Source organism: Dyadobacter luticola, assembly GCF_005860805.1.
Classification (GTDB): domain Bacteria; phylum Bacteroidota; class Bacteroidia; order Cytophagales; family Spirosomataceae; genus Dyadobacter; species Dyadobacter luticola.
The window spans coordinates 1,368,273-1,381,931 of sequence record NZ_VCEJ01000004.1; the positions used below are offsets into that span (position 1 = coordinate 1,368,273).

Sequence of the window (13,659 nt, forward strand, 5' to 3'; positions counted from 1 at the left end):
ATTACGTATACAAAAACAACTTCCGTCCCCCATGCTAACCAACTACCTGAAAATCGCCTTTCGCAATCTTGCTCACAACAAGGTTTACAGCCTGATTAACATTCTAGGGCTGGCTATCGGGATTACTACCTGTACTTTGATCACGCTTTATGTGATCGATGAAGCAGGTTATGATAAGCATTTTGCCGACTGTGACCGGATTTACAGGGTTGCTATTGAAGACAAGGATGAGAAATGGGTGGCGCTTTCTGCACCTGTGGCCGGCGGTTTGAAAAAGGATTATCCTGAGGTAGAGCAGGTTGCGCGGCTGCTGCGAATGCCCGGCGTAGAGAAGTTTTTTTGAAATACGAGCCCAATCAAAAGAAGTTTTATGAAATCAACGGATACTATGTTGACTCCACATTCTTCCAGCTTTTTGACTACGATTTCAAGTTTGGCGAGAAAAAAACGGCCTTAAACGAGCCGAATACGATCATTCTATCAGAAGAAATTGCAGGAAAATTTTTCGGGGATGCCGATCCTGTCAACAAAGTGATCAAGGTAATGCTGCCTTTCGCGGAGAATAGTTATACGGTTAAAGGGGTTTTTAAAGAAACCGGAAAATCGCACATTCCAGCGCGCATGTTCCTGTCTATGAACAACAATGATATAGGCGGCTGGGTGAAAAGGCAAAGCAACTGGTCGACCAACAACATTTTTCATACCTATATTAAATTCAACAAAGCGACAAGTGCGGCGGGTTTTACCGACAAGCTGAAAGGTTTCCTCGAACGGAACGGCGGGAAAGATTTCACAACCGGCGTAAACAAAACGCTTTTTATCCAGCCTTTGCGCGACATTTACCTGCATTCCAATTTCGGGTTCGAGATCGCACCGAATGGTAATGTCCGGTATCTCTACATTTTCAGCTCCATCGCGGCATTTTTGCTGGTAATCGCCTGCATCAACTTTATGAACCTCAGTACTGCGCGTAGTGAAAAGCGCGCCAGGGAAGTGGGTTTGAGAAAAGTAATCGGCGCTGTCAGAGGCGGGCTTGTGGGTCAGTTTTTAGGTGAATCCATGATGATGAGTGTCTTTGCGCTGGTAATTTCCTTTGTGCTGATCCTGTTGATGACGCCGGTGCTCAATGATGTAACCGGCAAAACCTTATCACTCGGCGAGCACCGGGAAATTTACGGCTGGCTTTTGGCCCTAACCCTGGGTACCGGGCTGATTTCCGGTTGCTACCCTGCATTTTATCTGTCGTCTTTTACGCCGATATCCGTTTTAAAAGGCCGCTTACAGCGCAGCCTGTCGGCCGTTTTGATCCGCAAAGGACTCGTGGTTTTTCAGTTTACCATTTCCATGGTGCTTATCCTGGGCGCTCTGCTAATCGGTCGCCAGATGGATTATCTGAGCAGTCGGAGTTTAGGTTTTAGTAAAAATCAAAAAATGGTACTGCCGCTTTTGAGCGGGGAATCCGCCTCGAACTACAAAATTTTGAAAGATGAGCTGGCAAATAATGCAGAAGTGCTTTCCGCTACCCGGGCGTCGGCTTATCCGGGTGTTGAGAATGTGCAGGATATGATGTTCTATGCCGAAGGGAAAACGGTAAACCAAAATGTCGATGTGAGTACGGTTTATGTTGATGAAGATTACGTGAAAACGCTGGGGATCAATGTGCTGGCGGGTAGGAGTTTTGCCAAGGAATTCACTGCCGACACCAATGCGGTTGTTCTGAATGAGACGGCGGTCCGTGAACTGGGTTATGCAATAGACAATGCCGTAGGGCGCAAGATTTACTATGATTTTGACAACAAAAAAGTGACGATGAATATCATCGGGGTGGTGAAAGATTATCATTCTGAGGGACTTCAACAGGAAATCAAACCTTTGGCGCTGAGTATCGCACCGATATTCAGTTCAGCCGGTAGCTTTGTGGTTGTGGATTTGAAAACCAGCGATTATAAAAAGGTTTTAGCCAACATGGAAAAAACCTGGACGAAGATCAATCCTAACTCACCTTTCGAATACACATTCCTCGATCAGGAATTTCAGAAAAATTATGAAAAAGAAGAGCGGACCGCGGAACTGATCAGCTACTTTGCCTTTATCGCGATTTTCATTGCCTGCCTGGGGCTTTTCCGGCTTGCCACATTCACGGCCGAGCAGCGTACCAAAGAAATCGGCATCCGCAAAGTGCTGGGCGCTTCTGTCCTGAGCATCACACAATTATTATCAGGAGATTTCCTGAAACTCGTCTGTATCTCGGTCCTCATCGCCTCGCCGCTAGCCTGGTGGGCGATGGACAAATGGCTGGACAACTTCGCCTTTAAAACCAGCATTTCCTGGCAGATTTTCCTCGCCGCCGGTTCATTGCTGATCATTATATCACTCGCCACCATAGGTTACCAGACCATCAAAGCAGCGCTGATGAACCCGGTGAGGTCGCTTAAGGGCGAGTAACAAACAAAAACCAACTAATCTAATGCTGATCAATTATCTAAAAATCGCCCTCCGCCGCCTTCGGCAGGATCGTTTTCATACTGGAATTAATGTGCTGGGCCTGGCGCTGGGTATGACCGGCTGCCTGGTGATATTTATTTTTGTTCGTTACGAGCTCAATTTCGATGCTTTTCATACCAATTCGGATCAAATCTTCCGGGTGGTGGAGCATCACCGCAAGGCTGATGGTATTCAGCATTGGCCTACCACAGCATACCCGCTCGCCGAGGCGATCCGGAATGACATTTCAGGCGTCGGTGTGACGCAAATTGCTGGGCCAATGGACCGGGTGATCAGTGCCACAGACAACAAAGGCAATGTGGTCCGATTTGAGGAAGACCGGGTCATGTTTGCGGATAAATATTACCTGCAAACATTCGATTTCAGCAAGGCAATGCCTCAGAGAATGTGGCTGGCGGGAAACGCCGAAAAAGCTTTTTCGCAGGATAATGCGGTGGTTTTGACGGAAAAACTGGCAGACCGATATTTTGCAGATTACGCGGGCCGGTACGACGAGATCCTGGGCAAAACCCTGATGCTCAACAACTCTGACCATCTGACTGTTTCGGGCATTATCCGCAATCCACCGCATAATACCAACCTGCTGTTTGATATGCTGGTAAATTATGCGTTTTTCAAAGCCAGCAACCGCTATCAGGCCAACAACTGGTCGGGGAATTACCAGGGGACGGTGTATGTGACGCTGGGTGCCGGAATGTCTGTGAAAGCTTTGGAGACGCAGTTGGCGCAGTTGGAGAAAAAATATATGAACGCGGAGGACCAGCGCGACATTCAATATGTATTGCAACCGCTCCGCGAGGCGCATACCGACCCTACTTACAGTGATTTTACGGGCAGCTACCGGGTAAGCAAACAAATGTTGCTGGGGCTTTCAAGCCTCGCGGTATTCCTGATTTTGATCGCCGCATTCAATTTTATTAACCTCACCACGGCCCAGGCCAGCAAGCGGAGTAAAGAAGTAGGTGTCCGTAAATCGGTCGGGAGCAGTCAATACCAGCTTTTTGCACAGTTTATTGGTGAAACATGCATGATCTCCGCGCTTGCCGGGCTGATATCCCTCAGCGGCCTCGACCTGCTGCTCAACTGGCTGAACCACTCATTAACACTGATCAACCTGCAACTGCAAATGGATCTTTCGGTCTGGCTTTTTGCTGCGGGAATGGTGCTGGTTGTCGCATTGCTGGCGGGTGGTTACCCGGCCATTATTTTGTCCAGGTTTCAGCCGATCAAAGCATTAAAAAATATCAGCGACACGCCGCGCCGCGGATTTTCATTGCGCCACGGTCTGATCGTCATGCAATTTTGCATTACGTACAGCCTGATCGTCGGGATGCTGGTGGCTTCCAGGCAAATGAATTTTTTTATGAACAAAAACCTGGGCTTTGCCAGGGACGCGGTTGTGACGATTAACGCACCGAAAAATCAGGTACCGGGCAAAATGGACGTTTTTCGGGAGCAGCTGAAACAAAATCCTGCCGTGAAAGAGGTGAGCTTTTCTTCTGGTGCGCCCATCACCCGGAATTATTACGGCACCAGTTTCCGTTTGCCGTCGGAAGACAGCCGCATGGACCGTCAGGCAGAAATGAAGATCGTCGATCTAAATTATCAATCACTTTTTGATCTGAAAACGGTTGCCGGCAGGTGGTTTTCTTTATCCAATGTGGTCAAAGATGGCGAAGCTTTCAATGGTTTTGTAATCAACGAAACGATGGCTAAAATGCTGGGGCTTACGCCGGAAACTGCAATTGGTAAAATTGTAAAGATCAGCGAAGGCGAAGCGCCGGTGATTGGTGTCGTGAAGGATTTTCACAATGTTTCGTTGCAGCAGGCTATCACGCCTTGCGTGCTGATGGTTTGGAACACGGGATTTTATGAACAAATCCAGGTAAGGCTGAGCGCGGCGGACGGACATTGGGCCGGCTTACAGTCCACCTTGGGGATGGTAGAAAAAACCTGGAAACGAACATTCCCGCAGGATGTGTACGAATACACGTTTTTGAATGATTCGCTGGCGAAAGGTTACGTGGTAGAACAGCTCGTTTTCGACGCATTCCGCATTTTTGCGCTCATTTCTATCTTCATCGCCTGCCTTGGATTACTCGGCCTCATCGCCTTCACCTCGGCCCAGCGCACCAAAGAAATCGGCGTTCGAAAAGTACTCGGAGCTTCCGTCGCCAGCATTGTGGCTTTGTTGTCTCAGGATTTCCTGAAACTCATCTTCATTGCAATTCTTCTGGCGGCCCCCGCCGCATGGTACGCTATGCACCGCTGGCTGCAATCCTTTGAATATAAAGTCAATATTGAATGGTGGATTTTCGCGCTGGCGGCATTCCTGGCGGTAGGAATCGCCTTGCTTACGGTAAGTTATCAGAGCATCCGGGCAGCGCTGGTGAATCCGGTGAGGAGTTTGAAGAGTGAGTAAAACCATACATTAAATTCCCTTAACCCGTCACCTTTTTTCCCGTTAACCCATTAATTTGCAGGCTCATCTTTTGCACACGTAGCCGCCTTGAGAGTTTTTACTTATATCCTTGTTGTTGCTATTTTTTTGGTGTCTGGTTTTGCGCATGCGCAGAAGGATTTTTCGAAAATGGGTTTCGGGACGTATATAGAGGCAGGTGGATATGCATCTTCTTCTGATAATACGCCTTTTTGGTTGCGCACCGGGCAGTTTGGGATTGTTCCCAATTATGCGCCTGCCGGGGTTTTGCAGGCTTCGATTAGTAAGAAATACGTTTTTTTTGATAGCCTTGCCAATCGTCCCAAAAAACTCGACTGGAAGGCGGCGGTAAGTCCGGTTTTGACATTTGATAAAACAAATAACACCAAGGTGCTTCTCCCTGAGGCATTTGCGAGCGTTCGTTTCAAGAATACGGAGTTGTATGTGGGCAGAAGAAAGGAACTGATGGGGCTTGGCGACTCGACCTTGACGTCGGGCTTTTATTCAGGCTCGGGTAATGCGCTGCCGATACCGAAAATCCAGATCGGGACTATTGGTTTTACACCTTTAAAATTTACCAAAAGCTTCCTGGCTATTCACGCCGGGTTCTCGCACGGCTGGTTTAATACGGACTATCTCGACGGCGTGCGGCTGCACCAGAAGTTCCTCTATTTTAGGCTCGGTAAACCGAAATCGAAAGCCAAGTTCTATTTTGGGCTCAACCATAATGTGCTCTGGGCGGGACATTCGGATTACCTGAAACAGCATCCCGAGCTGGCGCTGGATGGCAAGTTGCCTTCATCCTGGAAGTTTTATCCGAATGTGATTTTTGCATATACTTCCAAAAACTGGTTCGAAAAAAACGGTTATGGTGCGTTTGATAGCTACCGGCTTGGTAATCACCTGGGTAGCTACGATTTTGCGTTTGATGTAACAGTTAACGATCACAAGCTTTTTGTGTATCATCAGCATCCTTTTGAAGATGTTTCGAGTATGTTGTTCAAAAACATTCCGGACGGTTTGTATGGTATTAACTATAAAACCATTTCAAATTCCAGTTCCAACGGTTTCAGGATCACGCATTTAACTTTGGAGTTCCTGACAACCAAAGATCAGTCGGGTTCCACATTCTACATTCCGGGAAGCAAGTACCAGGGTGCGGACAATTATTTCAGCCACTCTCAGTATACCGAAGGCTGGTCGTACCTGGGCCGGACGATCGGGACGCCTTTTATTATTCCGAGCAAGGATATGGACCATTCAAAGGTCGTCAACGACCGGTTTTTCCCCAATAACCGTGTGAATATGTGGTATATCGGTGTGCAGGGCGCGATTGCCAAATCGTGGCTGCTTACATTCCGGACGTCTTACAGCCGCAACTTCGGCACGCCGGGCGCGAACTTCGACCCGGTACTCCCGCAGCTCTCTTCCCTGCTCTCAGCCCAATACCGGATCGCTCGTTTGAACACCAGCATTATCGCAAAAGTAGCGATTGACCGGGGCGATATTTTTACCAAAAACACCGGCGGCTACCTGGGTATCCGTAAGTCGTGGTAAGCATCCATGTAACTACATTTTAAGACTGTCCAACCGCGGACAAAGTTGTTCGGAAATGGACATTTCTATATCTTTTTTCGGATGTAAAACGTTGAAATACAATAAGTTGTATTGACTGGCACAACTTTGTTGCTTTTGCTTTGTTCATCCTTGGAATTCTGCAAACCCGTCAGCTGTATGTTAAAAAATTACTTCAAGATCGCCTTCCGTAACATCTGGAAAAACAAGGTTTTTTCGGCCATCAACATCCTCGGTCTGGCAATCAGTATGGCGGCGTGCATTGTGATCATGCTGTTTGTTTCATTTGAAAAAAGTTTCGACAAGGTCCATACCAAAAATATCTATCGCCTCGACGAAGTGCAGAAATTTGAGGGAATGGTGGCACCGCAAAAAGTGGCGCTGTCGATGTTCCCGATGGGGCCGACATTGAAAAAGGATTATCCGCAGATCAAGGATTTTATTCGTATCCGGAAATCCGAGCATGTGATGCTGACGGTAGGTGAGAAGAAAGTAGAAATGCCGCAGGTGATCTGGGCTGACCCGAATTTTTTCCAAATGTTTGATTACAAGTTAATTGAAGGGGACAAAAATTCTGCACTGAAAGAGCCGAACAGCATTGTACTCTCTGAAAAAAGCGCCGTCAGCATTTTTGGGAAGGAAAATCCGATTGGTAAATACGTCACAAATTATAGTAATGATACGCTGACATTCAAGGTGACGGGCCTGATGGAAGATGCACCTGCGAATTCCCATTTGCAGTTCGATGCGCTATTTTCTTTTACGACCATTATCAAGCCGGATTTTATGGATAACTGGGGCGGAAACTGGCTGGTCACTTACCTCGAACTTGCACCGGGTACGAATGTGGCTGCCCTGGAAAAGAAGTTTCCGACATTCCTGAAAACACACATGAAAAATGACGGCTGGAAGTTTTACGAGCTGTTTTTGCAGCCGCTCGGCGACGTCCACGCAAAGTCTTCCGACATTACCCATGACTATATCAATCACCAGAAATTCGACCGCGGATATACCTACATTTTCTCCGTGATCGCCATCATTGTACTGGTGATCGCCTGTGTGAATTTCATGAATTTATCGACGGCGCGCTCTACCGGCCGGGCGAAGGAAGTAGGTATCAGGAAGTCCATCGGGGCGCAGCGGTTTCAGCTGGCCGGGCAGTTTATCGGTGAATCGGTGCTGCTGGCAATGATTGCGCTGGTACTGGCGATTGCGGTCGTAAAACTGGTAATGCCTGCTGTGGCCAATTTTAGTCAGCGCGCACTTGAATTTTCAATTTTCACAAATCCCGGCCTGCTGCTTACCATACTAGCCGCTACCATCCTGATCGGGATATTCTCAGGACTTTACCCAGCCGCTTTTTTATCATCCTTTGAACCGATCCAGGTTTTGAAAGGCACCTTGCGCATCGGAAAAAGTGGTTTCAGGAATGCGCTGGTCATCGCACAATTTACTGCGGCGGTTTTTCTGATCACAGCTACCGGTTTTGCGGTTAAGCAGCTGCGGTTTATGGTGAATAAAGATCCGGGTTTCAGCCGGGAGCAGGTGGTGATCATTCCGCTGGATTCCAAATCAAACCCGAAATACAGTTCCCTGAAACAGGAGCTGCTGGCCAGTCCTTACATCGAAAAAGTAAGCGGCTCGCAGCAGCGACTGGGCAATAATTTTCATCAGACCGGCGTGTCATTTGTGGGTACCGGCGCGAAGAAGGACATTGCGTCCTCGCAGGTTGTGGTCGATCCGGATTATTTGTCATTATATAAAATCAAACTCGTTGCGGGACGTAATTTCCAGGATACCCCGGCCGACAATGCCAAATCCTACATTATCAATAAATCCCTGGCGAAAAAGCTGCTCGAAGAAGAGCCGACATTGACCATGCAGTCCCTGATCGGGAAGCGTTTTGGGTTTTCGGGTATGGATTCGCTTTCTACGATTGTCGGGATTGCCGAGGATTTCAATTTCAACTCGATGCACCATAAGATCGAAACATTGTGCCTTTTTAATCAAAAAGATTGGGGTTACTCCGAAATGTCGGTGCGGATCAAAGGCGAAAATGTGAAGCAGGCCGTGGCAGCGATCCAGTCTGTCTGGAAAACGCAGGTGCCTGAGCAGCCGTTTACTTATTCGTTTCTAGATGAACATTTCGCGTCTCTTTATCAGGCAGATAGTCAGGTAAGTGAAATTGTGGGCATACTGGCGGGCCTGGCGGTTTTCATATCGTGCCTGGGCTTGTTCGGCCTGGCTTCTTACTCGGCAGAAAGACGTGTGAAAGAGATCGGTGTCAGAAAAGTGATGGGTGCTTCGGTGGCGGGAATTGTCGCTCTGCTATCGCGGGACTTTCTAAAACTGGTTATCGCTGCTATCCTCATCGCCTCGCCGATTGCCTGGTGGGCCATCAATACCTGGCTCAACGATTTCGCTTATCGTATTGACATTGAGTGGTGGATGTTTGTCGCGGCGGGTCTGCTGGCCGTCCTGGTCGCCATGTGTACGATCAGTTTTCAGAGTATCAAGGCAGCATTGACAAATCCTGTAAAATCACTTCGCGCTGAATGAAATATGAATTCTAAAACTCTACTATCCTTATGAGCCACATTGCTATCCCTATCCCGCCGCTTCCAGGTAAGCAGGAGATCAAAGTTGAAGTAACGATCAATGGAATCAAGCAAAACTTGTTCTATCGCGTCGAGTTGTTTTATTGGGAAGATTGCTCTAACCCCGTGGCGCACAGGGCCGATTGCATCAGTGAAATGCTCTCGCACCACGATCCGGACTGGACGGTTTATTATATTGGAGCTCCCAATGACGATTTTGTACCCATCACATTTGTAAAAAAAGAAAGCCGGAATTTGCTGAAAACGGTGATGGCCTAAAACGAAAAAAGGGGAGGTTCAGAACCAGTACCTCCCCACATTTCCTGTCGGTTTCCAGTCACTTTTTGGTTCGAAGTGGTTCCAGATGATGGCCGACACTTTCCTGATCAGCGCGTAACCTTCATTATCTTTCTGCCACGACTGGTCCTGCTGGTTTTTGGTGGTTATGCAAAAAGCATAATCCCCGTGCGGCGCGTTGACCACCAATACTTCGGATCTTGCCTGGTTTACCGCACCATTTTTTACCGCAGTCTTAATGTATGGCGGTATTTGTGAAATAGCTTCTCCATCCCAGAACTGCATGCCGAGATACCGGTACATTCTCTCGCTGGCTTCCGGTTCAATGGCTTTTTTATTGTAAATCATCGTCACCAGCTCGGCCATTTCGCGGGGCGTAGTTTGTCCCCAACCATATCTTGCCTGAAATGCCTTGCGTCCCGGCGTCCGCGAGTTGACGCGCGTCTGAGAAAAACCATTGGTGTCGAGCCAGGAATTGATGGCCTCACCGCCGCCAGCCAGTGCCTGCAGCCAAAGACTCCCGGTATTGTCGCTGATGGAAATCATTAAATGCACCACTTTGGGCAATGCAATTTTGGTGCTGTCGCGAAAGGAGCCTACAACGCCATCATCGTATTTGAGAGAATCGCGGTAAATGAGTTCCTGGTTAAATGTCAGTTCGCCTTTGTTAATCTTATCAAAAACCCCGCACAAGATCGGGACTTTGACCATGCTAGCGGTTGGGAATAAAGTATCTGCATTGACCAAGGCCACCTTGCCGGTTTTCAGGTTGCGGACATACACCCCCACTTCCCCATGAAAGCCTGTCAATGCTTGTACCAGCTTGTTGGTCAGCTTTTTATCGACGGAAATCTTACCTGTCGCGGAAGGCTGGGAATTAGCATTCAGACAAAAAAGAAAAAGCAGAAGTAGGAGAGAGAGATGTTTTATCAGGGTCATTTTTAATGTCGCGGTAATCGGATTTACTTTCTTTTTTGGGTGCTGAAATGCAGGTAACCCCAATATTCGGGATAATGCATGTTGATAATACCCTGGGGCGACCACACCCAGTTGTATTCGGGGATGATCTTGTTGATTTCAGGATTTCGCTTGCGGCTGTATTTTCCGTCTTCACCGATTGCATGCTGCCAGTTTACCCTCGAAAAATTGATCCGCCACGTGGAGCCGTCTTGCGGGGAAATCGCTGCTACGTGCTCATTGGACAAGGATTTAAAAGGTATGGCAATCTCTACCGTCCAGCGTTTGTCTTTGTTTTTCGGATCGTTGATGCTGCCGTTGATGGTTACCGCCGATTTCAGGTTGGCGATGTCCCATTTCAGCTGAGCCTTCCCGCCTTTTCGATAGGTTTTGGGTAAAAACAGATCGAATACATTATTCAATGCATTGATTTCGAGCTCGTAATAATTTTCGGTATCTCCGTCGGGGTCGATAAAAACTTCGAAATCATTTTCCAGGTACACAATCTGGTCCCTTTTTTCCTGATAGGCCCAGATATGTTCCTCTTCGATGACGGCGCCGATATAGAGGTAAGCGCTGTCCCACAGCATTTTTACCTTTGTTTCCTGCAGGGGCAGCGGCTTTTTATCACCTTCAATGTCCACAAAAGTGGCTGTCCAGGCGGCTTTTTTCCAGGCACTTTCGTTCAGCTTGCCGTCAATGTGCAGCGGTTTGGTAGTTTGAAAGCAGGTATATTCCCTGGGTGCGGCCGCAGGCTGTGCGAATATTTCTGAAATGTTCGCGAGAAATAATGCTGCGGCAAAAGCGCAGCAGCTTTTTTTAAATGGTAAATAAAAATTTCTCAAAACCGGGTTAAAGGGCGTAGTTAATCATCCAATATAGGCTCTAATCCATTTAGAAGCATTATTTGGCGGGCAAAGATTTGGTGAGGTCGCTTGCTTTTACCTGGTTGCTGAGCAGCTCCCCAAACAATTCCCAGCGCCGCGCCGGATTGTCAGCCGTCCCGCCTTTTGACTCGATATACTGTTTCACCAAATCCTGACCATAATTATAGTTGATCACATAGCTGCGGTATTTTTTGATAAACCTCAAATAATCCGTGGCACCTTTGGGCGTGAGCAGGCAGTAGTCGGTCAGCCAGCGCTGGGCTTCTTCGTCTTTCATCGAGTTGTTGAGCAGGCCGCGGGCCACTTCATTTCTGGCATAATTCAGCTCCGATTTGATTTCCAATGCTTCAAAGTATGCGTCGGTTTTGGCCGTATCCAGACCCGCGAGCGGTATTAATACTTCTTTGCAAAAATTCTTCTGCTCATCACCCGGAAATGCGACCGAGATACCATAGTTGGCGCTGCCCTCGGCGATCAAAGATTGCGGACTGAAAAGTGGATAGAGCGAAATTTCCATCCAGCCTTTGTCGTGATACAGCTTTTCTTCCAGCATTGCATTGAAAACGTGGTGGCCGGGATAGCCTTCGTGACACGCCAGGTCAATGGCGCGTTCGATAAATATAGGCTGGCTCACATTGATCTGGATCACACTATTGTAATTTCCTTTGTACCAATTATAGCCCGACCACGGCTTGTCGGTCACATATTCCATTGTAAATTTTTCCTGCGCGGGCATCTTATAATGCTGCAATGTGCGCTTGCGGGCTTCGGCGATGGCGGCCTGGAACACGGTATCAATCTTATTTTCGGGGATCAGAAAATGCGCGGCGAGACTTTGAAAACGCTCGGGTAATGTGCCCTTTCCGGGAAGAATGTGGTTCAGTTTCGAGATAAGATCCTGGAAATGTTGTTCGGGATATTCCGGCGCCACGGCGTCGAAAAGCTCCTTCGATTCGATGTCAAAAGGCGCATATTCGCCTGAAAAGATTTTAATGCGTCTTTCAAATGCCGTCAGCTGCGAAGTCAGCCAGCCGGTGCGATGTATAATGGTATCGTTTTTCGATTTGGCAGCCAGTTCGGAGAGCTGCTTTTTCAACTGCGCCGCCTGACCGAGCAGGGAATCTTTTGGGAATGCTGCTTCCGGTTTGCCAGTGGGTTTCAGCGAATCCGGACCGTAGTAAGCATCCACAAAATCACCATCGTATTGCCCGATGGTCAGTCCTAGTTTCACATAATCCCTGGCAATGTTGTCGAGCTCAACATGCTCGTCGGATTCACTTGTACCGGATACACACGAAAACAAAATAGCTGGGATCATTGCTAGCAAGAGGTTTTTGAATAACATAAATAACCGGATTTTCTGATGCCTAAAAATAAGCTTTTCCCCAGGAACGCGAAAATTGGGGATTGCCACATTCCCACTGGACAACCGGGCCATGATTGTGAATATTGGCAATCCCCAAATTGCGGGAAATTTACCCAAGTTTTTTGTCGCGGAGAATTGGAACAGAAATAGTATTTCGAGCTTCAATCCATTGAGCGTGAACTTCATATTTATACATCCATACCCTAGGAAAAAAATGAGCGTCAAATCTACCTACACCGAGCATGAGTTGGTCACTTTGCTCAAAAGTAACAACCGGGGAGCTTTTGAATATTTATACGACCATTATTCCTCCGCACTTTACGGCATTATCCTGAAAATTACCAAAGATGAAGACCGCGCCGCTGATGTTATGCAGGACGCATTTCTTAAAATATGGCGGAACATTCAGAGCTACAATTCTGAAAAAGGGACGCTGTTCACCTGGATACTGAACATTGCACGCAACACGGCGATTGACAAACTACGGATGGAAGTGAAGATGGAGCACGTGCTGAAACTGGATACGGTTACGGATGGCCAACTGATCAGCGCGAGTGTTTTCAACCCGATGCCTGCCACACTAGATCTGCGGTCGATCGTGGAAAATCTGCTGCCTGAACGTAAAGTCTTGATTGACCTGGTTTACTTTCAAGGATATACACACGAAGAAGTTTCTGAAAACCTGAATTTGCCGCTCGGCACTGTCAAATCAAGGATTAGAAAAGCTTTGCAGGAGCTGAGATCGATTTTTGCGGTTCAAAGCGGCGAGCTGGCATTTGCCTGACATTTATACATTCATTTATAAGGAAAAATCGGCGCATCGTGCGGCCGATTTTTTTATTGCCCGTTCCTGCCTTAATGCAATATAAAGTTTGTAGAATGCACATTTCGATAAAAAATATTCTTGTCGAAATTCTTCAGTGCCAGATTTGCATTGTCCACAGCTGATTTTCCAGATATCCACATCCTATTTTTCGCAAACCTTTCGGTTTTAAACGATTAAGTCTTCCTCAAAAAGCGGCCGTCTGTAAAAAC

The 13,659-nt window shown here is 47.5% G+C and carries 10 protein-coding genes; 7 read left to right on the forward strand and 3 right to left on the reverse strand.

Annotation, left to right across the window (positions count from 1 at the left end; all coding sequences use genetic code 11):
* Positions 1 to 31: 31 nt before the first annotated feature.
* From FEN17_RS27700 to FEN17_RS16345, 6 genes are all read left to right on the forward strand, one after another.
* A complete protein-coding gene (locus tag FEN17_RS27700; RefSeq protein WP_229208842.1) occupies positions 32 to 343 on the forward strand; it encodes an ABC transporter permease in 312 nt (103 codons plus the stop codon).
* Positions 340 to 2,445 carry an ABC transporter permease gene (locus FEN17_RS16325; RefSeq protein WP_229208843.1) on the forward strand — a complete coding sequence of 702 codons (2,106 nt, stop codon included), beginning with the start codon at positions 340 to 342 and terminating at the stop codon, positions 2,443 to 2,445. The genes FEN17_RS27700 and FEN17_RS16325 overlap by 4 nt, the downstream gene beginning before the upstream one ends.
* Before the next feature lie 22 nt (positions 2,446 to 2,467).
* Positions 2,468 to 4,927 carry an ABC transporter permease gene (locus tag FEN17_RS16330; protein ID WP_138366400.1) on the forward strand — a complete coding sequence of 820 codons (2,460 nt, stop codon included), beginning with the start codon at positions 2,468 to 2,470 and terminating at the stop codon, positions 4,925 to 4,927.
* An 87-nt stretch (positions 4,928 to 5,014) separates the two neighbouring features.
* The gene (locus tag FEN17_RS16335) at positions 5,015 to 6,502 is read left to right on the forward strand and encodes a capsule assembly Wzi family protein (protein ID WP_229208844.1); all 1,488 of its coding nucleotides are present in this window, start codon (positions 5,015 to 5,017) and stop codon (positions 6,500 to 6,502) included.
* A gap of 177 nt (positions 6,503 to 6,679) precedes the next feature.
* Positions 6,680 to 9,079 carry an ABC transporter permease gene (locus FEN17_RS16340; RefSeq protein WP_138366401.1) on the forward strand — a complete coding sequence of 800 codons (2,400 nt, stop codon included), beginning with the start codon at positions 6,680 to 6,682 and terminating at the stop codon, positions 9,077 to 9,079.
* A gap of 29 nt (positions 9,080 to 9,108) precedes the next feature.
* The gene (locus FEN17_RS16345) at positions 9,109 to 9,396 is read left to right on the forward strand and encodes a hypothetical protein (RefSeq protein WP_138366402.1); all 288 of its coding nucleotides are present in this window, start codon (positions 9,109 to 9,111) and stop codon (positions 9,394 to 9,396) included.
* An 18-nt stretch (positions 9,397 to 9,414) separates the two neighbouring features.
* On the opposite strand, the gene FEN17_RS16350 is transcribed toward FEN17_RS16345, so the two are convergent.
* From FEN17_RS16350 to FEN17_RS16360, 3 genes are read right to left on the reverse strand one after another with little or no spacing between them, the layout of a single operon-like run.
* The gene (locus FEN17_RS16350; RefSeq protein WP_138366403.1) at positions 9,415 to 10,353 is read right to left on the reverse strand and encodes a serine hydrolase; all 939 of its coding nucleotides are present in this window, start codon (positions 10,351 to 10,353) and stop codon (positions 9,415 to 9,417) included.
* Between the two features lie 23 nt (positions 10,354 to 10,376).
* Positions 10,377 to 11,216 carry a carbohydrate-binding family 9-like protein gene (locus FEN17_RS16355; RefSeq protein ID WP_229208845.1) on the reverse strand — a complete coding sequence of 280 codons (840 nt, stop codon included), beginning with the start codon at positions 11,214 to 11,216 and terminating at the stop codon, positions 10,377 to 10,379.
* 58 nt (positions 11,217 to 11,274) lie between these two features.
* Positions 11,275 to 12,576 (reverse strand): hypothetical protein, encoded by a 1,302-nt coding sequence (locus FEN17_RS16360; RefSeq protein ID WP_138366404.1) that lies wholly within the window; start codon positions 12,574 to 12,576, stop codon positions 11,275 to 11,277.
* A 262-nt stretch (positions 12,577 to 12,838) separates the two neighbouring features.
* Between FEN17_RS16360 and FEN17_RS16365 the strand changes: the two genes are divergently transcribed.
* Positions 12,839 to 13,408 carry an RNA polymerase sigma factor gene (locus FEN17_RS16365; RefSeq protein WP_138366405.1) on the forward strand — a complete coding sequence of 190 codons (570 nt, stop codon included), beginning with the start codon at positions 12,839 to 12,841 and terminating at the stop codon, positions 13,406 to 13,408.
* Positions 13,409 to 13,659 lie beyond the last annotated feature (251 nt).